This window comes from Fictibacillus arsenicus, from assembly GCF_001999465.1.
GTDB lineage: Bacteria > Bacillota > Bacilli > Bacillales > Fictibacillaceae > Fictibacillus > Fictibacillus arsenicus.
The window spans coordinates 199,074-220,427 of record NZ_MQMF01000004.1 but is presented as its reverse complement, the minus strand read 5'-3'; the positions used below and the strand labels follow the sequence as shown (position 1 = coordinate 220,427).

Genomic DNA, 21,354 nt, shown 5'->3' with positions numbered 1-21,354 from the left:
CTATTAGAGGAGTGTCCGTAATGATTAAACGGGTTGGACTCCTTTTCTTAAGCCTTTTACTCGTTTTGACTGGCTGTCTAGGTGACGATGAGCTGGAAAAAGAAGAAAAGGTTGTGCAGGAAAAGGGGAAGAAAGAAGAAAAAGCGATCATCACTGGGGAAATCAATACTGGGGAAAAGTATTACAGAAGTATTTTTCCGTTTGAGCCTGGCGGAGCACGCGGTGTTATCCGTTATGGCGTAGACAACCGCCTAGATATTAACGAGTTCGAAATGGGTTTGATGCGAGTAGCTCAAGATACGTTTAATACTGATAAATACTTTTTCCAGGAAGGCCAGTTCTTAAACGAGCCTACTGTGACTAACTGGCTGAGAAGAGAAGATGAAAAGCCAGGGAAGAGCAAAAGTGATCTAGATCAGACTGGTTTAAACCCGAAACTGGGTGCCAAAGTCGATGAAAGTGATCCGGATTATGTAAAAAAACTGCAAGAGGCCAATAAGAATAACCCGAAATACCTTTCCTATGTTCTAGAGCACAACTATCTTGTTCAAAGCGGAGATGGAAAGGTGAAGCTTGGCGGCGTGGTAGTTGGTTTGTCTTTTAACTCAACTTATTATTTTGACGTTAAAAAAGATAGCTTGATCTATCCAGGCGAAGTGAAGCTGGATCGTGGGAAAGTTCAAAAAGAAGCACAAAAGATTGCTGGGCAAGTGGCAAGCCGTTTGCGTCAGAATCCTAAACTTCAAGATGTACCTATCGTCATTGCACTTTATCAAGAAGAAGAACGTGATTCGGTAACGCCAGGGAACTTCTTTTCTGCTGGAGTCGTGAAGAAAGGAAGCAACTCGATCAGTTCGTGGGAAAACATCGATGAAGATTATCTGTTGTTCCCATCAGATACAGCTTCAAAAAAGAAGCGAAGTGATTATGAGAAGTTTACAACTTTCAAAGCCAAAGTTCAGGAATACTTCCCAAATTTTATTGGTGTAATCGGAAAAGGGTTCTATAAAGACGGCAACTTAGAGCGAATGACGATCGAAATTCCTGTACAGTTCAGAGGAAAAGCGGAGATCATCTCTTTCACTCAGTTCGTCGCCACATCAGCACTCGGCGAACTGCCGAATGTGCCGATCGAAGTGTACATCGGTTCCGCAGTTGACCAGCCAGAGGCACTAATCGTAAAAGACGATACAACACAAGAAGAACCATTTGTTCATATTTATCGGAAATAAAGTGATTTTTAGGAAAAGCTGACATTAAAGGGCATGATATGTGCTCTTTAACGTCAGCTTTTTGTTTTTTTTAGATCTGAATGCGTTATTAGTACAATTTAAACATAGAGTAGGTTCGCTTGAGCGAAAATAGAGGTGGTTTGAGCGTAGCATGAGCATTCTGAGCGAAACTCGACCTATCTTGAGCGAAAGTATGAATTTTTGAGCGAAACTCAAACAATCTGAGCGAACGTGTAATAAATAAAAGAACACGTACCGTAAAAACAGTTTTCCTCAGCATCTTCTCGTTTAGTAGGATCATAAAAAGTATATTTATTCGTCTTTTTACCAGAATTTTATAACTAAAATAGCCTTATAGGTACTATTCATTCATCCTAAAGAAAGAACATGCATTACAGCGGTAAATCCTTGAAAAATAAAGAATTCTGACTATTTCTGTTTGTTTGAACAAATCGCTATGTTCATGTAGAATGAACGGTGGGAAAACCAATTTTGAAAACGCTTTATTAGGAGGGGAATTTATTATGACACGTGAATACCGTCATGAACCATTTATGGATTTTTCAGTTCCTGCAAACAAGGAAGCTTATGAAGCAGGCTTGAAGGTTATCAATTCAAAGCTTGGACAAGAGTTTCCGCTTGTTATCGGCAGTGAGAAAATCACAACAGATGAAAAGATTGTTTCTATAAATCCAGCTAACAAAGAAGAAGTGATTGGATCTGTTTCAAAAGCGACTCAAGATCATGCTGAGCAAGCAATGCAAGCTGCATTAACGGCTTTCGAATCTTGGAAAAAGTGGGATCCTGAACACCGCGCGAACATCTTGTTCCGTGCAGCAGCGATCATCCGCCGCCGTAAATATGAATTCTCCGCTATGCTTACTAAAGAAGCAGGTAAGCCATGGAAAGAAGCAGACGCTGATACAGCTGAAGCTATCGACTTTTTAGAATACTATGCTCGCCAAGCGATCAAGCTTAAAGCTGGTCAGCCAGTTGTAAGCCGTGATGGCGAAATCAATAAATTTAACTACATTCCACTTGGAGTAGGTATTGTTATCTCTCCATTTAACTTCCCGTTTGCGATCATGGCGGGTACTGCAGCAGCTGCGTTCGTTTCTGGTAACACAGTATTGTTGAAGCCAGCGAACTCAACTCCAATTATCGCAGCAATGTTCGTTCAAGTAATGGAAGAAGCAGGACTTCCTGCAGGCGTACTTAACTACGTTCCTGGAAGCGGTGCAGAAATCGGTGACTACCTCGTAGACCACCCGAAAACTCGTTTCGTATCATTTACAGGTTCTCGTGAAGTAGGCTGTCGTATCTATGAGCGTGCAGCGAAAGTACACCCTGGCCAAATCTGGTTAAAGCGTGTAATCGCTGAAATGGGCGGAAAAGACACAGTTGTTGTTGACCGTGATGCTGATCTTGAATTAGCAGCAAGCTCAATCGTTTACTCTGCATTCGGATTCTCTGGACAAAAGTGTTCTGCTGGATCTCGTGCAGTCATCCACCAAGACGTTTATGATGAAGTTTTAGAAAAAGCTGTAGCTCTTACTAAGACTTTAACTATGGGCAACCCTGAAGAAGTTGGAACATACATGGGGCCGGTAATTGACCAGGCTTCTTATAACAAAATCATGAAGTACATCGAAATCGGTAAAGAAGAAGGCCGTCTAATGACTGGTGGAGAAGGCGACGACTCTAAAGGTTACTTCATCCAGCCAACAATCTTTGCTGATGTGGATGAAAAAGCTCGCTTGATGCAAGAAGAAATCTTCGGACCAGTTGTAGCGGTATGTAAAGCACGTGACTTCGATCACATGATGGAAATCGCAAACAACACAGAATACGGTCTGACTGGTGCACTTCTTTCAAACAACCGTGAGCACATCGAACGCGCGCGTGAAGAGTTCCACGTAGGAAACTTCTACATCAACCGCGGATGTACAGGTGCGATCGTTGGATACCAGCCATTTGGCGGATTCAACATGTCTGGAACTGACTCAAAAGCAGGCGGACCAGACTACCTGACCCTTCACATGCAAGCAAAAACAACTTCAGAAACACTTTAATAAAAAATAAAAAGCTTTTTCTCATTTGAGAAAAGGCTTTTTATTTGGGGAAATTTCATATATAAGCCTTTTTAAAAAATGATTTGTCTTCACCCAATCGTGAATAAAAATGGATTATCCTCCTCGGTTCAGGAGAAGTTAATCGTATAACGAAATGGAAGCAGGTGCAGTGGATGTCAAAGGATAAAGAGCAAAAGAAGAATCTGCCTGAAGTCGATCTGGATGAAACGATGCCGCATCAGATCAGCTCCCCAGATTTTAAAGAGACGGGTATGAAGATGCAGGCGCCATTCGTAAATGAGCATGGTGTAGTGATTGGAGACAGCTTTTACGATTCAGAAAATTCACCTCTTAATAATTGGAGTACTGACACAGACCCTGAAGTAATGGCAGGAGATGAATGGGTGCATCCGACGAACGATATTGGCTGGAACACGAACATGAACCGTGATCTTATCGAAAAAAAGGCTCTGCCTAAAGAAGGCATGCTTCGCCATCCAACTAAAGATTCAAGCTATGGAAAAGATTGATGCATCCGGATAACACCGGATGTTTTTCTTTTAGAATTAACAAGGATTATAGTAAGATAAACGTATCAATAAGGAGGTTATTCACATGGCATTCTTCGCAGCAATTTTACATATGGAAAAACCAGAAATGAATCAGGAGTACCGTCAGGCTCACTTGGATTACCTGCAAGAGCTGGTTGAACAGGATAAGGTGCATCTTAAAGGGCCTTTCGTCGATGGCTTAGGAGGTATGGTCGTCTATAAAGCTGATTCACTAGAGGAAGCACAAAAATTAGCACAAGAAGATCCTTACGTGAAGGAAGGCGTGCGCCGTTTAGAACTTCATGAGTGGGGTATTTAAAGATAAGGCCGATTCAAGACATTTCGTTTTGAATCGGTTTTTCATTTGTCGAGCTTTGTCAAAAGACCTATATTTTATAAAGAAGACTTAATTCACATCGATTTAGACTTAATTTTTATAAATTAGACCTTATTCTACCCAAAAAAGACCTAATTTCTCTCTATTTACACTTAATCACACGAATCTTCTCTTCTCAAGTTGCCTATACACCAAGCTTTTTGTTATCATCAGAATAATACTTTGGTATAAGAAGTCTTGGAGGTGTCAGGTTTGTCTCGAATTTCGAAAGATCAAGTGAAACACGTAGCGCATTTAGCCAGATTAGCGGTTACGGATGAAGAAGCCGAAATGCTGACTGAGCAGTTAGATAAAATTATCGGGTTTGCAGAAGAGTTAAATGAACTCGACACAGATAACGTGGAGCCGACTACACACGTACTGGAGCTGAAGAATATACTTCGTGAAGATGAGGTGCGAAATTCTGTTTCAGTTGATGAAGCCATGAAAAATGCACCCGCACAAAAGGACGGCCAGTTTAAAGTTCCGAACATTTTGGAGTAGGAGGAAAGACCACGTATGTCGATTTTAGATAAAAAGATTTCAGAACTGCATCAGTTATTACATACAAAAGAATTAAGTGTAACTGATATTGTGAATGCTACGTTTGACCGGATTCATCAAGTTGACGATAAAGTAAGAGCTTTTTTAACATTAAATGAAGAATATAGCCGCATTAAGGCAAAACAATTAGATGAGAGGCTAGTTTCCGGTGCTGATAGAGGACTGCTATTTGGCATGCCGATCGGGATTAAGGATAACATCGTTACAAAAGGGATCCGCACGACATGTGCATCAAGAATTCTAGAAAATTTCGAACCGATCTATGATGCGACAGTTGTTGAACGTTTAACTGCAGCAGACACGGTCACAGTCGGTAAATTAAACATGGACGAGTTTGCGATGGGGTCATCAAATGAAAACTCAGGATTCCACCCGACGCATAACCCGTGGGATCTTTCCTGTGTACCAGGCGGATCATCAGGTGCGTCAGCTGCGGCTGTTTCAGCAGGAGAAGTTCTTTTCTCGCTGGGCTCAGATACAGGCGGATCCATCCGTCAGCCGGCTGCTTTCTGTGGCGTAGTGGGACTGAAGCCTACATATGGCCTTGTATCCCGTTACGGTCTTGTAGCCTTTGCGTCCTCTCTTGACCAAATTGGACCGATTACAACAAGCGTTGAAGATAATGCATACTTGCTGCAGGCGATTGCAGGAAACGACCCAATGGATTCCACGTCTGCAAAAGTAGATATCCCTGATTACCTGGCTTCTTTAACAGGGGAAGTAAAAGGATTGAAAATTGGAGTTCCAAAAGAATACCTCGGTGCAGGTGTAGAACCTGGCGTAAAAGAGCGCGTTATGGAAGCTCTGAAGGTACTTGAAGGATTAGGCGCAACGTGGGAAGAAGTATCTCTTCCGCATTCACGATATGCGCTTGCAACATACTATCTGCTGTCTTCTTCTGAAGCGTCAGCGAACCTTTCCCGTTTTGACGGTGTTCGCTATGGACTTCGTTCAGACAACAGCAACAACCTGATTGATATGTACAAGCAGTCCCGCAGCGAAGGTTTTGGTGAGGAAGTCAAACGCCGCATCATGCTTGGTACATTTGCGTTGAGCTCAGGCTATTATGATGCGTATTACAAAAAAGCGCAAAAAGTCCGTACGCTGATTAAAGAAGATTTTACAAAAATCTTTGAAAAATACGATGTGATCATCGGACCAACAACACCATCTGCTTCATTCAAGTGCGGAGCGATGACGAAAGATCCGTTAACGATGTACATGAACGATATTCTAACAATTCCGGTGAACTTGGCTGGTGTGCCTGCCATTTCAGTGCCATGCGGATTCTCAGACGGGCTGCCGATTGGAGTTCAAATCATCGGGAAGCATTTTGACGAAGCGACAATTTATAAGGTTGCTCACGCATTTGAACAGGCAACAGAACATCACAAAGCGAAGCCGAAGCTGTAGGGGGTGCAGAGAATGAGCGAATTTGAAACGATAATTGGACTAGAAGTACACGTAGAATTAAAAACAAACTCAAAGATTTTCTGCGGCTGTTCTACAAACTTTGGTGCGCCGCCGAACACGAATGTATGTCCGATCTGTTTAGGACACCCAGGCGTATTGCCAGTTGTGAACCATCAAGCTGTTGATTTTGCGATGCGTGCTGCACTTGCACTGAATTGTGAAATCAACCGTGAAACGAAATTTGACCGCAAAAACTATTTTTATCCGGATAACCCAAAAGCCTATCAAGTTTCACAGTTTGATAAGCCGATCGGTGAACATGGCTGGATCGAAATTGAAGTTGACGGAAACAAAAAGAAAATCGGCATTACACGTATTCATATGGAAGAGGATGCAGGAAAGCTTACGCACACGGCAGACGGCTCACTTGTAGACCTTAACCGCCAAGGAACGCCGCTCGTTGAGATCGTGTCTGAACCCGATATCCGTACGCCGGAAGAAGCATATGCCTATCTAGAAAAATTAAAAGCGATCATTCAATATACAGGAGTCTCAGACTGTAAGATGGAAGAAGGGTCATTGCGCTGCGACGCTAACATTTCTATCCGTCCAGTCGGCCAAGAGGAGTTTGGAACAAAAGCAGAGCTTAAGAACTTAAACTCATTTGCTTTCGTTCAAAAAGGACTCGAACACGAAGAAAAGCGCCAGCGTGAAGTCGTTTCAGGCGGAGGAGAAATCCTTCAGGAAACCCGCCGCTATGATGAAGCTTCAAAGACTACACTTCTTATGCGAGTGAAGGAAGGGTCTGATGACTACCGCTACTTCCCGGAACCAGATCTTGTTTCCATCTTTATTGATGACGAGTGGATGGACCGGGTGAAGTCAGAGATTCCAGAACTTCCGGATGCGCGCCAGAAACGTTATGTTGGCGAATTCGGACTTCCTGAATACGATGCTAAAGTTCTCACGATGACAAAAGAGATGGCTGATTTCTTTGAAGGAACGATTACAGCAGGTGCTGATGCGAAACAAGCATCTAACTGGATCATGGGAGAAGTGAGCGCATACTTGAACAACGAAGGCAGAGAACTGCATCAAACCGCCTTAACGGCAAAAGGTCTTGCCGGTATGATTAAACTGATTGAGAACGGAACGATTTCTAATAAAATCGCCAAGACGGTTTTCAAAGAGTTGGTTGAAAACGGCGGCGATGCTGAACAGATCGTGAAAGAAAAAGGTCTCGTGCAGATCTCAGATGAAGGTGCTATCCGGGAAATCGTCGTAAAGATTTTGGATGCCAACGAGCAATCTGTAGCTGACTATAAAGACGGAAAAGAAAAAGCTGTTGGATTCCTAGTCGGGCAAGTGATGAAAGAAACAAAAGGAAAAGCAAATCCTCCGCTTGTAAATAAGCTGATTGTGGAAGAACTTAAAAAGAGATAAAGCAAGGAAGTTTTCGTAGAAAGAGTTGATTTCCGTTCCAGGTTCTCCCTTTCCGCAGGGTGTGCGGTGAGCCTGCAGGAGTCTCGCACCTTGCACTCCAATAATGAAGAATTTAGAGAACAACCTAAGATCTTAAAATAAAAATCCTCCTATTACAGGAGGATTTTTTTCGTCTATAACTCCAGATAATTCCGAAGTAAATAAGAAATCTGCTTACATTTAGGGTGGTCTTTGAGGTTTGACAGCAGCCCTTTTACGATTACAGGACTGAGGTTTGGTTCTTGAATGTGCTGTTTTAGCAGAACTAAGGACTCACACTCAGTTGACTCATCAACTTCTTCTATTTTTTGTTCAATGATTTCGATGATCTGCTCTTTTGTAACTTTTTCTTCCGGCATCTCATTAAACGATTGGTAAAGCTCTTCTGATATAAAAGTTGTCTCAGAATGTCTGGCAAGCAAGTAGGTCTTTTCTGCAAGTGACTGACTTAATAAATTCAGATCCAGTGGTACGTTAAAGAATAAAAATAGATGTGAATAGGTATGGATGAAGCCTTTCGTACAATAAATCAGATCGTATTTTGTATATCTGACTTCTTCGCCGTATAAACGCTCCAGCATCTCTAAAATAATCTTATCGATTTGTTTATCGTAATGATGCATTTTAGAAATGAGATCTTCGTTAACGGTTTGCGATTGCTCTTTAATAAAAATTTTGGCGAAATCAGAATGCTTTTGAAAGGAATGAAACGCTGATTTATAAAATTCGTTTAATAGATTTTTATCTTCATTGTGATTTTTGACTACATGGTCAATATCCGAGATGAATTCCTGCATAAAATGATCGATCAGCCCAATGATCAATTCGTCTTTTGACTTGAAAGATAAGTAAAAAGCACCTTTGGAAATACCGGCATGTTCGGTTATCTGCTGTACAGAAGTGGCTTCAAAACCTTGTTTTGCAAAAAGTTCTAAAGCACTTTCCATAATTAATTGTTTTTTACTCATTTCATCGCTCCTAAGATAATTTGTTGACAAATGACCAATCAGTCATTAGTATAAGTAATTGAGTTTGATAAGTCAATTAGGGGTTGGTGGACTAATGAAAGGTTTAGTTAATTTTGTCCTGATGAATAAATTAGCCGTATGGCTGCTTACCATTATTATAACAGTTTCAGGTATTTTTTTCAGGGACACGAATGAATATGGAGACGATTCCGGACGTTTCGATTCCTTATTTAATGGTTATGGACGTTTATCCTGGAGCGACTCCAGAGAAGGTTATGGAAGATGTGTCCATGCCGATAGAAAAAGCAGTTGAAGGCCTTGAAGATGTAAAAGCTGTTTATTCAAATTCTTATTCGAATATGTCAAACATTCAAGTGGAATATGAATATGGCATAGATATGGGTGAGGCAAAACGTGAATTACAGTCTGCCTTAGATACAGTTAACCTGCCAGAAGCAGCACAAGAGCCAACAGTTACAGCAATCAGCATGAACATGATGCCAGTTGCTGCACTTAGTGTCAGCAGTACGAAAGAAGATATCGTGGAATTAACTTCAACGGTAGAAGAGATTATTCTTCCAAAGATCGAGAAGATTGATGGAGTTGCATCAGCTAAAATTACAGGTCAGCATATTGAAGAAGTAGACCTTACTTATAACAAAGCCAAAATGTCTGAGTTTGGCTTAACAGAAGATAAAGTAAAAGAAATGATTCAGGCAAGCAACATGGCAGTCTCTTTAGGACTTTATGAGTTTGAAGAGGGTGAAGAAGCAGTAGCAGTTGACGGTAAGTTCGTGACTACAGAAGAACTGAAGAACATGATGATCCCAGTCACACCATCTGAACAAAATCCAACCCCATTTGTAAAGCTAAGTGAAATCACAGATATCAAAACGGTCGGAAAAGTAGAATCAGTTTCCCGTACAAATGGAGATAACGCTATCGCGATCCAGATTGTTAAAGAACAGCAAGCAAACACTGTTGATGTTGTGGACAGTGTCAAAAAGTTAATTAAAGAAGAAAAATCAAAAATAGATGGTCTAGTTATTGATGTTTCTCTGGACCAAGGCAAACCGATAGAAGAATCCGTAACAACCATGATTGAAAAAGCAGTATTTGGCGGATTAATCGCGGTATTAATAATCCTATTATTCTTGCGTGATTTTAAATCAACGGTTATTTCAATCATTTCGATTCCAGTTTCGATTTTCATGGCTTTATTGCTGCTTAACTGGATGGATATCACACTGAACATTATGACGCTTGGAGCTATCACGGTAGCAATCGGCCGTGTAATCGATGACTCCATCGTGGTAGTTGAAAATATTTACCGGCGCTTGCATTTAAAAGAAGAAAAGCTAAATGGGCGTGCGTTAATTCGCGAAGCAACAATTGAAATGTTCAAGCCGATCCTATCATCAACACTGGTAACCGTTGCAGTATTTGCGCCGCTTATCTTTGTAGGGGGAATGGTTGGAGAGCTGTTTGCGCCTTTCGCCTTAACGATGACATTTGCGCTCGGAGCTTCACTGATTGTAGCTATTACAATCGTACCTGCATTATCCCACTTTTTGTTCAAAAAGAAGCTATACAGTGAAAAGACAGAAGGAAGCCATAAAGAAGCTGGTAAGTTATCAAATTGGTACAAAGGGATCCTTAACAAATCTCTTAATCATAAAATTATCACTTCACTATTAGCTGTCATTTTATTAGCAGGAAGCTTAGCGTTAACGCCAATAATCGGTTTCAGCTTCATGGGCAGCGAAGAAGACAAAGTAATGTATTTAACATATACACCAGAAGCTGGTGAACTTAAGGAAGAAACACTGGCAAACGTTGAAGAATTAGAAGAAGAAATGCTGAAGCGTGACTATATCGACATCGTTCAAATCTCTGTAACGGAAAACGCCGATCCGATGATGGCTATGGCTGGCGGAGCAGGCGGTGCATTAATGTACTTGATCTTTGACCCGGAGATGGAGAACTTCCCGGAAGTACGTGAAGATATAGAAGACTATGTAGCAGACATCGGCCAATCAGGAGAATGGAAGAGTCAGAACTTCTCTTCGATGTCAGGAGCAGAAAATGAAGTCAGTTATACGTTTTACAGTGAAGATCTAAATAAGCTCAATAAAGCTGTAAAAATGGCAGAAGACGTTATGAAGAAGAATGACCACTTAGAAGACGTTTCTTCAAGCGCAAAGGATGCGTTTGTTGAACACACATTTAATGTTGATCAAAATGAACTGCTGAAATATGGACTAACAACAGGTCAGATTGTGATGATGCTGAATCCTGCAAAAGGGGATGATGTATTAACAACGATTGAAAAAGAAGGTGACACGCTAGACGTTATCGTTCAGCAGGAACAAACGAAACAGCCTAAATCTGTTGATGATATCTTGGCACGACAAGTACCAACAGCGCTTGGTACGACTATGCCGTTATCTGAGCTTGTAAAAGTTGAAGAAGGAACAACGCTTAATACACTTGCCCGAAGCAAAGGGGAGTACTACGCAACGGTTTCAGGTAAAGTAATAGGCGATGATATTTCTAAAGCAACATCTGAAGTTCAAAAAGATATCGATATGCTGGATATGCCTAAAGGCGTTACCGTTGGGGTAGCAGGAGTACAGGCAGATATGACAGAAACATTTACACAGCTTGGAGCAGCAATGCTTGCGGCAATTGCGATCGTATACTTCATTCTTGTCGTAACATTCCGTGAAGGTGTCGCACCATTTGCGATCCTGTTCTCACTGCCATTTGCAGTTATTGGTTCATTTGTCGGATTATTAATCGCAGGCGAAACAATCTCTGTATCTGTCATGATGGGACTATTGATGCTGATCGGTATTGTTGTTACGAACGCTATCGTTTTAGTAGACCGCATCATTCATATGGAGCGTGCTGGAATGAGTATGCGTGAAGCGATTCTCGAGGCGGGAGCAACACGTCTTCGTCCCATCCTTATGACAGCTATCGCAACAATCGGAGCATTAATTCCATTAGCGGTTGGATCAGGCGGAGGCGGTCTTATCTCGAAAGGTCTTGGTATCACTGTAATCGGTGGATTAACAAGTTCCACGTTATTGACTTTGATTATCGTACCAATCGTATATGAAGTATTGTCGAAGATCTTTAAGAAAAATCGTAAAGAAGTAGTAGAAAACTAAATGGTTTAGCCCTGCGAGATGATCTATGTGTCATCCTGCAGGGCTTTTTTATAGGAAAGAAGGCTTTTTGGAAGTGATTGACTTCCGTTCCAGGATGCTCGCTTTCCGGGGGGCATGCGGTGAGCCTCCTAGCGGTTTGCGCTTTTAGGAGTCTCACCTGTCACACTCGTCCCGCAGGACAAGGAAAGCTTCGGCAGCGTTACATCGCACGAAGAAAATGTGATTTTTCATTTTCGAGGAGTCTCGCACCTTGCACTCCAGTCAACTTGTCAATGAAGATGAAAAATAATCGAGAACAACAATCTTGTAGATAAGGGTCTTACAAATTAACTGCTTCCACAACCCCCGCCGCAACTGCTGCCACAGCTGCTTCCTCCACCATCACCGCTGCAGCTGCTGTCATGGTTATCGTTTCTGCAGCTGCTGCCACACGCGGTTGAATTCCCAGAGTAGTTATTTGCCGGGTTCAATTTTCCCATATGACCCTCATACTCGTCAAAATGGTGATAGGAATAATAAAGCATGGCTCCGGCAAGGATGGGAGCACTATCAATCGCGGTTGGTGAAAGCTTTAAGCCTTTATAGGGATCATTTTCTTTCTTAAACCGTTCGATTTCATTTTTAATTTCTGTAAGCAATGCATGAACAGTATCCTGATCAACATTTTCTCTAAAATATCTTCTGCTTAAGTCCTCAACGGAAAGCGTACGCAGCTCTTCTAAAAGTCCTGGGTGTAGCGGATTTTGAAAGAAAGTACCCCATGCGACAGGCGTGAATTCCGTAAATGCAAAAAGCTTAGCATATAAAAGATCAAACCATGCCCTGCCGTGCGGATCAGGTGTTACTGTATCGTTCGGTGCGTGATGAATGTGCTCACCGCAAAGGTCTGACGAAAACTTCTCATATTCCTTCGTATACATCAGCATCTCGTGCCAGATGGCATCAACTTTTTTGCTGAACATCAGAACATTATTCAATAAAGAGCACATGATGAAAAAGCGTTTAAGCTCATAAAAACAAGCCTCAAAATAAGCTTCTGTAGCTTTAGGGTGCTCGGATAGATATCGGCGTTTAAGTCTTTCTTTAAACTCGCTGGGAAGAGAAGCCTCTAGCTTCTGGACCCTTTTTTCAAGATGCAGATTTTTATTGACGCCTAATTCTGGAGGCAAATTCGTCATTTCAGCGATCTTTAAGTATCTGGGTTTTGATGCCTTTTTAATCAGAATGGCAACTGCTATAGCGATAACAAAAAATAGAATAAAAAATTTTATAATGCCTGCCACCTCCTTTAAGTAATCTTATCTTCTTCTTTAATGATATTATAAGATTAGTAAATTGTAAAAATGTGGGTGGTGAATAGATGTCGATTTTATTAATTGCTGCGATGATCTTAACGGTTATTCTTTTAAGCAAACAAAAAGCTGGGTCATCAGCTGGATTTTTAACAAACATCAGCTACAAATTAAAGGGCAGTCTGTTAAGTCATAACTTTTGGCTAGCAGGAACAGCGTTATTTGTTGCCAATACTGCGTTGTTTGGTATAGCTTTTGTTATCGTGTTCTTTTTGCCGATGGGAACCATACTGGGTCTTTTATTGTGCATACCGCTTAGCATTTTCACATGGCTTTTCATTTCTGAGATTTGGGATGGAAATGATAAAGACAAGATTAAGATGGCATGCGTGGGGAATTCGTTTTTCCTTATCTTAATGATATGGGCTATCTGGCATTACATAACACTCAAGCCAGCTTATCCAGGGGATGATCTATTTATGGCATGGATTGGATTGATATTTTCATTGGTTTTAGGAGTAGGAGCTATGGCAGTGAGTATGTTTGTAATTTTGAGGAATAGATGATAAAGCGTGTAGGGAGCTTATAAGCCGTAATTTATTATTCTAAGCCGTAAAGTTGCATTTATAGACTTTCCGACATTGCGAACTAAAAGCAATAAAAAAGAAAAGACTGGCAATCAGCCAGTCTTCCTATTTTAAATATAGCTTACTTGTTTTTTTGTATTTTCAATCTCAAAATCTTTTATATTGATCATATTGGCCGATACATAGTGCTCGTTTCCGACATGTACCAGCTGTGGCGGGTATAGCGGCTTTTCTGGAAGGATGATCGGCTCGCGATATGGATTGCGCCGCTCTGGGTCTGGCACAGGGATGGAAGACAACAGTGACTTAGTATACGGATGTATCGGGTTGCGATACAGCTCTTCTTTTGGAGCTAATTCTATTAAATGCCCCAGGTACATAACCGCTACACGGTCACTCATGTAATGAACGACGCTTAAGTCATGCGATATGAACAGACATGTTAGATTCATCTCAGCCTGCAGATCTTTTAAGAGATTCAACACTTGAGCTTGAACAGAAACATCGAGTGCGGAAACGGGCTCATCTGCTATAACGAACTTTGGTTCAAGAATCAACGCACGTGCGATTCCTATTCTTTGACGCTGGCCACCGGAAAATTCATGTATCTTTCTGCTATAAGAGTTCCGTGGCAGACCTACCTTCTCTAGCATACTTATCGCCTTATCCATCCGTTCTTTTTTTGTCCCTATTTTTTGAATATATAAGGGCTCTTCAAGAATTTCCCCAACGGTTAAACGGGGACTTAACGATTCATATGGATTTTGAAAGATCATTTGAATTTCTCTTCTGTAGGGTCTGAGCTTTCCGTCATTTAGCTTCGTTATTTCTTTTCCGTCAAACCAGATCTGTCCATGTTCTGGCTTATATAAACGCATAATGGTGCGTCCGAGCGTTGTTTTTCCTGATCCTGATTCCCCAACAACACCCAGCGTTTCTCCGCGATGGATGTTTAGTGAAACACCATCAACTGCTTTATGAACACCAGAGCTGTCTGTAAAATATTTAGATAGATTCTGAGCTCTTACAAGTAGATTATCCAATCGCAACTACCTTCCTTTCATCATCATAAAACCGGACATAATGCATTGGTTCTACTTCAATTAATGAAGAAGGAGCATCAAAAGAGCTGCTTTCATAGGTATACGTTGCAGGGGCAAATTTTCTGCCGTCATAGCCGGTATCTTCAAAGGTATAATCCTGAATACTCTTTAAGCGCTCTTGTCCGTTTTCGGGATTAGGGATGCTGCCGATCAAAGCTTTCGTATAAGGGTGTACAGGATTTTTAAATATCGTATATACATCTGCCGACTCTACAATATGACCGCCTAACATGACGTAAACCCAGTCAGCATATTCCGCAACCACGCCAAAATCGTGTGTGATTAGCAGAACAGAGGCATCTAGATCAGTTTTATAATGTTCGATTAGATCGAGTACCTGCCTTTGGATCGTAACATCCAGTGCTGTAGTCGGTTCGTCAGCGATGAGGAGCTTTGGTTTGCATGAAATTGCCATCGCAATCAAGATGCGCTGTTTCATCCCGCCAGAAAGCTGATCAGGGTATTGGTTATAGATTTGTGCGGGGTTTTTAAAGCCGACTTGTTCAAGCAATTGAAGTGCTTCTGATTTAAGTTCTTCTTTTGAAACTAACTTATGATATTTAAGTCCTTCTGTAATCTGCAAGCCGACTTTCATGCCGGGATTAAGTGAGGCAATGGCGTCCTGAAAAATCATAGAAATCTCATTGCCTCGAATTTCACGCATTTCTTTTTCAGGCTTCTTAAGAAGTTCATTACCATCAAAGGTGATAGAACCTTTCTCCACCTGGCCATTTGAAGGGAGAAGCTGCAGAACAGAAAGAGAGGTAATACTTTTGCCTGAACCAGATTCTCCGATCAGAGCAACTGTCTGTCCCCTTTCGATTTGAAGACTTACATCATTAACTGCTGTAGTCTTTTGTTTATTTTTATTAAAAGAAACTCTTAAGTTTTTAATCTGTAGAATATGCTGATCCATAATCTTTCACCACACTTTACGATTTATTTGTTTCTAGACAGTTTTGGATTCCTTGAATAATTAGATTTAATGCGAAAATCAACATTGCAAAGAAAGTCAGTGGAGTTAAAATAGCCCAGGGAGCGGCTTTTATTTTTGCGAAATTCATTCCGATAATACCAGCCCATTCACCTGCTAAAGGAATCGCTACTGGCATTGGGGCGAAAATGTCTCCCAAAACGACTATAGCTGAACCACCAATGAAAATGGCAAGAACACCAAGGTGCGCCATGAGTATTAACGTCTGAACAACTTGCTGAGCAAATAAAAGAACTAATTTTGTGGAAAGCTCAGGAAGTACGTGTTTGTAATACACATAAACTTTCTTTGACCCTAATGCAAATGTATTAGTAATGTAATCTTTTTTTAAAATAGCTTTAATTTCATTTGAGAAGGTTGAAATTAATGGCGGCACACCAACGCCAATTAAAATAAGGCACTGGAGCAGGATTAGTTTTATAGTACTCATAGGCTCCATTGACTGCTTCATTATTAAAGAATTTATGAAGATATAGGCTAAAATAGCAGTTGGAAGATAAAGAGTTGCTTGAACAATATCATTTACAAAAGAAAAGTTAGATTTCGGATTAATTAAGGTGATGCCAACTGAAAACAGAATTCTAAACAAAGCGATACCCAGTGCGATTAGAATAGTATATTTTGCTCCATCGATTACCTGATAAAAAATGTGTTTACCAAACATATCCGAGCCTAACGGAGGAACTTGTGATGGTGAATAGGGAGGAGCATCTATTATTCTCCCATCATCGTCATATAAAAAATCCTGCAGCTTTAAAGCTTCTGTTTTATCAACATCCAGCATGCTGGGCCAATAAAAACTAAAAATCAATAAACTTGTTATAAAAAGAAATCCTATTATAGCCTGCGGCTGTTTAAATAGTTTTAAAATCATGCGGCTTCCTCCTCTTCTTGTTTATTTACCTTAATGGTATTACTTTCCGCAATCTCAAACAAAAAAGAAAAAGGGATTGCGATCATAAGTGCGGTTACCATAAAGGCTACACCCTTCGTGTATAGTAGAACATTCATTATGCCATTCAAATTAAACACATATTCTACTATGAACAGATTGGAAAGCATGAATACAAAAATCGTTTTGTAATACTGGACAAGACTCGTAAGAATGTTTCTGAAAACGTGTACGATCGTAATGTAAAAACGGCTGAGACCCATCGCTCTTGCAACTGTTACGTAAGGTTTATGCTGTTCATCCTTCATTAGCAGCAAAGCAATCTTAAATAACTGAATGGTAGGCAATATTGCGAGAGTAAGGATCGGCAGAAGGTAGATCGGATTGTTATAGACGTTTGAAATATTAGCTACTAGAATTCCAGTAGATTGATAGATGTAAATAACGGTAAACTGCAGGACAACCACAATAAATAAATCGGGCAGTGATTCCAAGAATGTTAATAATCCGTATACAATGCGCTGAAGAAATCTTGGCAGAAGTGTTGTAAAGAAAGTAAGAATTAGAGCAGCCACCAAACCCGAAAGCAAAGCAGCAAAGAAAATAGTCATGGAATATTGATACTTTTCAAACACGTCAGGAAAAAGCGGATATTTCAGGTTTCTAATTGAGTATTCCCAAACGTTTTGTTCAACCTGAGTATTGGTACCGAATAAAAGAGCAGGCAATATGCCGATTATTAAGATTCCCAGAATAATAGACCTAAGTCTTTTCAGATAACTCTTTAATGAAAAATTCATATTACACCTCAATCCTTAAAATAGTTTGAAATAATTGTAAAATAATCGACATTTATTTGAAACAATTCCCCCTAAAAAACATGTTTATTTAATTTGACGTATAAGTCTGTTTAAATTCTTCAAAAAAAATACTGGATCTTATCCAGTATTTGCAAAACTTATGAAATTAGCTTTATTAACGGCAGCAAGACTAGCTGTGTAACCACATGCAGCATCATATGCGCAATCATCGCGTATTCCAGACCTTTCTTCCAAAAAAGATAGCCAAAGAAAACAGCGAGAACTCCATTTAAAACAAAAGCACGGGCTATGATTATGTTATTGAGCTCTCCATATAAAGCCTCTGTAGCTGGCAGGTGTCCCGCGGAAAAAAGAAGGGCAGCCAGTATAATTCCAATCCAGTAAAAAGAGGAAGGGATGGTTTCGTTAGATTTTTTGAATATGAAAGATAATAGCCAGACAATTAATGTCATCAGGAAAAGGCGCATCAGAACTTCTTCAACAATACCTCCGTACAATACTCCCGCAAGTGTGGCTTTCCACCATACGGCACCTTCGCTATTTCCGAGCTTGGGCATGTGAGGCTGAAATAAAAACAAATCGGTTAGAATCATAAAAAAAGATCCGATTGCGCCGCCTATAAGAGCGAGTTTTAAAGCAGCCAGGTCGATGACAGGTTTCTTTTTCTCAGCAATCCACGCCCTAAGCAAGGGAAGTGTCAGGCCTGTGCGTTCGGTAAGCTTTAAACCAATCCAGCTTACTATAGTAGTCAAAACTCCAATTTGAAGAGAAGCGATAATTATCATGACTGGCAGTGGAAATGGAAAGGCATCCATCATTTTGGCATACTCAGCTGCTGTTAATGTGTTTTTCAACGATTCTAGCTGAAAAGGCACTACAAAAGCTCCTGCAAGTAAACCTAATAAACCAAGAAATAAGGCAATCTTTAAATGTTTCAATTGTTGCATCCTCCATCTTCACTATTCAATTTTTAGAATATCTTTCACTAACCACTCTATGCCTTCCACGACGAATTCTTGCTTCGGGCATGAATGCGGCGTATGTTCTAAAACCCAATAAATATTGTTCTGTTTGGCAATGAAACTCAATATCTCTTTTATCGGAAAATAAACATCATCACTCTCATGTGATGGATGAATGGGGATCCAAATGTATTTCTCTTCAATGAATTCAATATTATGAAGATGAACAACTTTAATGTAATCCTGCCATTTTTGAATTAAGTCTAGCGGGTTCATAGATAACTTTGCAGCAGCCAGCAAATAATCACCGATATCAATGCAAAGCTTCAGTCCGTACTTTTCCCAAACGGACAGAGGAAACTTATGAAGATACTCGATGCCTTTTGCGGATCTCCCCATTCCTAGTTTTGGTTCGCAGACAATTGGCAGATTATACTTTTTTTGAAGGAGAGAAAGCCTTTGTAGTCCTTCCTCTATTAAAGAGTTAGGATCTTTTGATTCATCTTGAAAATAAGGGAAATGAACAAGTATGTATGCTGCCCCAGCTTCAGCCATCCGCTTTACTTCGATCTCAAACTGAATCCATGACTTGTCGGGTTCATATTGCACGTATTCAATAAGGTCGTATTTGCTGTCATTGCGAAAAAGGGGTGAATGAAGTCCGAAGCTTTTGTTCGACTTTTTAACCATGCTTAAAAAATGTTGATAAGCATCTTCATTCTCGAATTCTCCTATTTCGATATGACTCGTTTTATCTATAAAAAGGTCATGTAACAGGGAAGTATCAGACATGATTGTGCTTCCAGATATCGCTATTTTGTGTGCCATGTGCAGCTCCTTTCAGTATTTAAGCGTGAAAAAAGACAGGATCGGCATCCCGTCTTTTTAAAATCCTCCTCCGCCACCGCCAGAATGGTGATTTTGCTGGGAAGAGTTCCAGGCAGCTGCATTGTTAATTTTGTTTTGATCACTTACGTTTTCCTCAAGTTCATATTTTGCATTGTATCTCTTATACCTCTGTTTCGTTCTCCAATGCACAATTGCAAAAAGCAAGAGAACTGCAGCGAGCGGTGATAAAATAAAAACCCAAAACATTTGAAAACACCTCCTAGATTTAGTGGTGCATTAGTTAATCTATGAATGCAGTCTTTAGATATGCTTATAAAAAAGCAGATCATCGACAAAGCGACCGTTTAAGCAAAATTCTCCGACTAATCTTCCTTGCTCCTGGTAGCCGCATTTTTTGTAAAAGCGGATAGCTTTCTCATTTGTTGATAATACGCGTAAAGAAAGCTTAGTTTTGCCGTTGTCCCGCGCCAGCTTCTCTACTGCCCTCATGAGCTCAAACCCGATGTTCTGTCCATGATAATCAGGGTGAACAGCCATCGCCAGATCTGCTACATGCAGGTTAGAAGGGACTGGAAACACATCTTTATAAAAAATGTATCCGCAGACCTTTCCGTTGCATCGGGCGACAATTTGACTGCCGGCAGGAAACTGCTTGCCATAATCTTCAGGTGAATCCCATCGAATATCAGGTGCTGGTGTTGTTTCTGTGTTCCAAACGAGATGATCAATTTCAACAAGCCCGGGGTAATCCGCAGGTGTTGATAAGGAAATTTCTAATGCAGGTTTCTCCATGTTACACACTCCTCGCCTAGAAAATTCCATAAAGAGACATGAAACTCCTTTATTTTCACAAGAATTATTTGAAAATTGTAGGGGGTCTGTCCCGGGACAGACCCCCTACAATTCAGACACAATTTCAACACATGCAGCATACAAACAGCTTTGCTTTTTAGGACATGTATCACTATAATATAAGAGGAATCCTTAGAAGCAGTCCATGCACGGACTGTTTTTTGCGGTTATACAGCGAAAGATTTACGTTAAAACTTTTAATAGAAGTCAAACAGCGAAGGTGAAAGATATGAAACGTGCAAGACTAATATATAATCCAAGTTCAGGAAGAGAAACGGTAAAGAAACAGCTTCCTTATATTTTAGATAGACTTGAAAACGCAGGATATGAAACATCGTGTCATGCCACTACACCTGAAGATGGCTGCGCTACACGTGCGGCACTCCTTGCTGGGGAACGAGGTTTTGACCTTGTCATAGCAGCAGGCGGAGACGGAACGATCTATGAAGTAGTAAACGGACTTGCAGGGCTAGAGAATCGTCCTATGCTTGGCATCATTCCTGCGGGGACGACAAACGACTTTGCGCGTGCAGTAGGTGTACCGCGAACGATCGAAGGTGCTTGTGATGTTCTGTGCGGCGGTACTCACATGCCGGTTGATATCGGTAAAGTAAATGATAAGTTCTTTATTAATATTGCTGGCGGCGGGCGAATAACTGAACTTACTTATGAAGTGCCGAGCAAGCTCAAAACGATGATCGGCCAGCTTGCATATTTCCTTAAAGGAATCGAAATGCTTCCATCAATTCGTCCCACGTATGTTGAGATTGAATTCGATGACAAGGAAAAGTACGAAGGCGAGATCATGCTGTTTTTAGTAGCAAATACAAACTCAGTTGGAGGGTTTGAAAAACTTGCTCCATCTTCTGAATTCCATGACGGTCTTTTCGATGTGATCATCTTAAAGAAAACAAACCTTGCTGAGTTTGTCCGTATCGCATCCCTTGCGATTCGCGGCGAACACATTCACGATGATCATGTTATCTACAAAAAAGCGAAGCGTGTTAAAGTTACACCTCGCGAAAAGATGCAGATCAACCTCGACGGGGAACTGGGCGGAATTCTGCCAGGTGAATTCGAAAACCTGCATCACCACTTCGAGTTATTAGTACCAAAAGAAAGAATCAAACCATAATATAATCTAACGAGACTGAACACCTAAGCAAAG

General features: G+C 40.7%; 19 protein-coding genes and 1 pseudogene. 10 read left to right on the top strand and 10 right to left on the bottom strand.

What is annotated here, in order from left to right; all coding sequences use genetic code 11:
• The first annotated feature begins 20 nt into the window (after window positions 1-20).
• The 7 genes from UN64_RS17335 to gatB all read left to right on the top strand — a co-directional run bounded on the left by UN64_RS17335 (window position 21) and on the right by gatB (window position 7,651).
• On the top strand, window positions 21-1,232 hold the full coding sequence (locus UN64_RS17335; RefSeq protein ID WP_077365121.1) for a CamS family sex pheromone protein: 1,212 nt from the start codon (window positions 21-23) through the stop codon (window positions 1,230-1,232).
• A 524-nt stretch (window positions 1,233-1,756) separates the two neighbouring features.
• On the top strand, window positions 1,757-3,304 hold the full coding sequence (pruA, locus tag UN64_RS17330) for an L-glutamate gamma-semialdehyde dehydrogenase (protein WP_077365118.1): 1,548 nt from the start codon (window positions 1,757-1,759) through the stop codon (window positions 3,302-3,304).
• A 173-nt stretch (window positions 3,305-3,477) separates the two neighbouring features.
• Window positions 3,478-3,834 carry a DUF3905 domain-containing protein gene (locus UN64_RS17325; protein WP_077365115.1) on the top strand — a complete coding sequence of 119 codons (357 nt, stop codon included), beginning with the start codon at window positions 3,478-3,480 and terminating at the stop codon, window positions 3,832-3,834.
• Window positions 3,835-3,919: 85 nt separating this feature from the next.
• On the top strand, window positions 3,920-4,174 hold the full coding sequence (locus tag UN64_RS17320; protein WP_077365113.1) for a YciI family protein: 255 nt from the start codon (window positions 3,920-3,922) through the stop codon (window positions 4,172-4,174).
• Window positions 4,175-4,444: 270 nt separating this feature from the next.
• Entirely contained in the window at window positions 4,445-4,735 is a 291-nt protein-coding gene (gatC, locus tag UN64_RS17315; RefSeq protein WP_077365110.1) for an Asp-tRNA(Asn)/Glu-tRNA(Gln) amidotransferase subunit GatC, read from the top strand.
• A 15-nt stretch (window positions 4,736-4,750) separates the two neighbouring features.
• Window positions 4,751-6,208 (top strand): Asp-tRNA(Asn)/Glu-tRNA(Gln) amidotransferase subunit GatA, encoded by a 1,458-nt coding sequence (gene gatA / locus UN64_RS17310; RefSeq protein ID WP_077365107.1) that lies wholly within the window; start codon window positions 4,751-4,753, stop codon window positions 6,206-6,208.
• Between the two features lie 12 nt (window positions 6,209-6,220).
• Window positions 6,221-7,651 carry an Asp-tRNA(Asn)/Glu-tRNA(Gln) amidotransferase subunit GatB gene (gatB, locus tag UN64_RS17305; RefSeq protein WP_077365105.1) on the top strand — a complete coding sequence of 477 codons (1,431 nt, stop codon included), beginning with the start codon at window positions 6,221-6,223 and terminating at the stop codon, window positions 7,649-7,651.
• A gap of 173 nt (window positions 7,652-7,824) precedes the next feature.
• Here the strand turns inward: gatB and UN64_RS17300 are convergent, their stop codons facing one another.
• Complete coding sequence (locus tag UN64_RS17300) at window positions 7,825-8,658, bottom strand: TetR/AcrR family transcriptional regulator (RefSeq protein ID WP_077365102.1); 834 nt, start codon at window positions 8,656-8,658, stop codon at window positions 7,825-7,827.
• 94 nt (window positions 8,659-8,752) lie between these two features.
• Here UN64_RS17300 and UN64_RS17295 point away from each other — a divergent pair.
• Window positions 8,753-11,834: pseudogene (locus UN64_RS17295) on the top strand (efflux RND transporter permease subunit).
• 326 nt (window positions 11,835-12,160) lie between these two features.
• On the opposite strand, the gene UN64_RS17290 reads toward UN64_RS17295, so the two are convergent.
• Window positions 12,161-13,117, bottom strand: coding sequence for a glycine-rich domain-containing protein (locus UN64_RS17290; RefSeq protein ID WP_077365099.1), 957 nt, complete (start codon window positions 13,115-13,117; stop codon window positions 12,161-12,163).
• Between the two features lie 77 nt (window positions 13,118-13,194).
• Between UN64_RS17290 and UN64_RS17285 the strand changes: the two genes are divergently transcribed.
• Window positions 13,195-13,692, top strand: a complete 498-nt coding sequence (locus UN64_RS17285; RefSeq protein WP_077365096.1) for a hypothetical protein — start codon at window positions 13,195-13,197, stop codon at window positions 13,690-13,692.
• Between the two features lie 131 nt (window positions 13,693-13,823).
• Here the strand turns inward: UN64_RS17285 and UN64_RS17280 are convergent, their stop codons facing one another.
• The 8 genes from UN64_RS17280 to UN64_RS17245 all read right to left on the bottom strand — a co-directional run bounded on the left by UN64_RS17280 (window position 13,824) and on the right by UN64_RS17245 (window position 20,126).
• Entirely contained in the window at window positions 13,824-14,756 is a 933-nt protein-coding gene (locus UN64_RS17280) for an ABC transporter ATP-binding protein (RefSeq protein ID WP_245802071.1), read from the bottom strand.
• Complete coding sequence (locus UN64_RS17275; RefSeq protein WP_077365090.1) at window positions 14,749-15,732, bottom strand: ABC transporter ATP-binding protein; 984 nt, start codon at window positions 15,730-15,732, stop codon at window positions 14,749-14,751. Before UN64_RS17275 ends, UN64_RS17280 begins: the two co-directional genes overlap by 8 nt.
• 16 nt (window positions 15,733-15,748) lie before the next feature.
• Window positions 15,749-16,684 carry a hypothetical protein gene (locus tag UN64_RS17270; RefSeq protein ID WP_077365087.1) on the bottom strand — a complete coding sequence of 312 codons (936 nt, stop codon included), beginning with the start codon at window positions 16,682-16,684 and terminating at the stop codon, window positions 15,749-15,751.
• A complete protein-coding gene (locus UN64_RS17265) occupies window positions 16,681-17,502 on the bottom strand; it encodes an ABC transporter permease subunit (RefSeq protein WP_077365085.1) in 822 nt (273 codons plus the stop codon). Before UN64_RS17265 ends, UN64_RS17270 begins: the two co-directional genes overlap by 4 nt.
• 158 nt (window positions 17,503-17,660) lie before the next feature.
• A complete protein-coding gene (locus tag UN64_RS17260) occupies window positions 17,661-18,461 on the bottom strand; it encodes a CPBP family intramembrane glutamic endopeptidase (protein ID WP_171978957.1) in 801 nt (266 codons plus the stop codon).
• Between the two features lie 21 nt (window positions 18,462-18,482).
• The gene (locus UN64_RS17255; RefSeq protein WP_077365079.1) at window positions 18,483-19,313 is read right to left on the bottom strand and encodes a TIM barrel protein; all 831 of its coding nucleotides are present in this window, start codon (window positions 19,311-19,313) and stop codon (window positions 18,483-18,485) included.
• A 57-nt stretch (window positions 19,314-19,370) separates the two neighbouring features.
• Window positions 19,371-19,580, bottom strand: coding sequence for a hypothetical protein (locus tag UN64_RS17250; RefSeq protein WP_077365076.1), 210 nt, complete (start codon window positions 19,578-19,580; stop codon window positions 19,371-19,373).
• 54 nt (window positions 19,581-19,634) lie between these two features.
• Window positions 19,635-20,126 (bottom strand): GNAT family N-acetyltransferase, encoded by a 492-nt coding sequence (locus UN64_RS17245; protein ID WP_077365073.1) that lies wholly within the window; start codon window positions 20,124-20,126, stop codon window positions 19,635-19,637.
• Between the two features lie 289 nt (window positions 20,127-20,415).
• On the opposite strand from UN64_RS17245, the gene UN64_RS17240 reads away from it, so the two are divergent.
• Window positions 20,416-21,321, top strand: coding sequence for a diacylglycerol kinase (locus UN64_RS17240; protein ID WP_077365221.1), 906 nt, complete (start codon window positions 20,416-20,418; stop codon window positions 21,319-21,321).
• The last annotated feature ends 33 nt before the right edge of the window (window positions 21,322-21,354 follow it).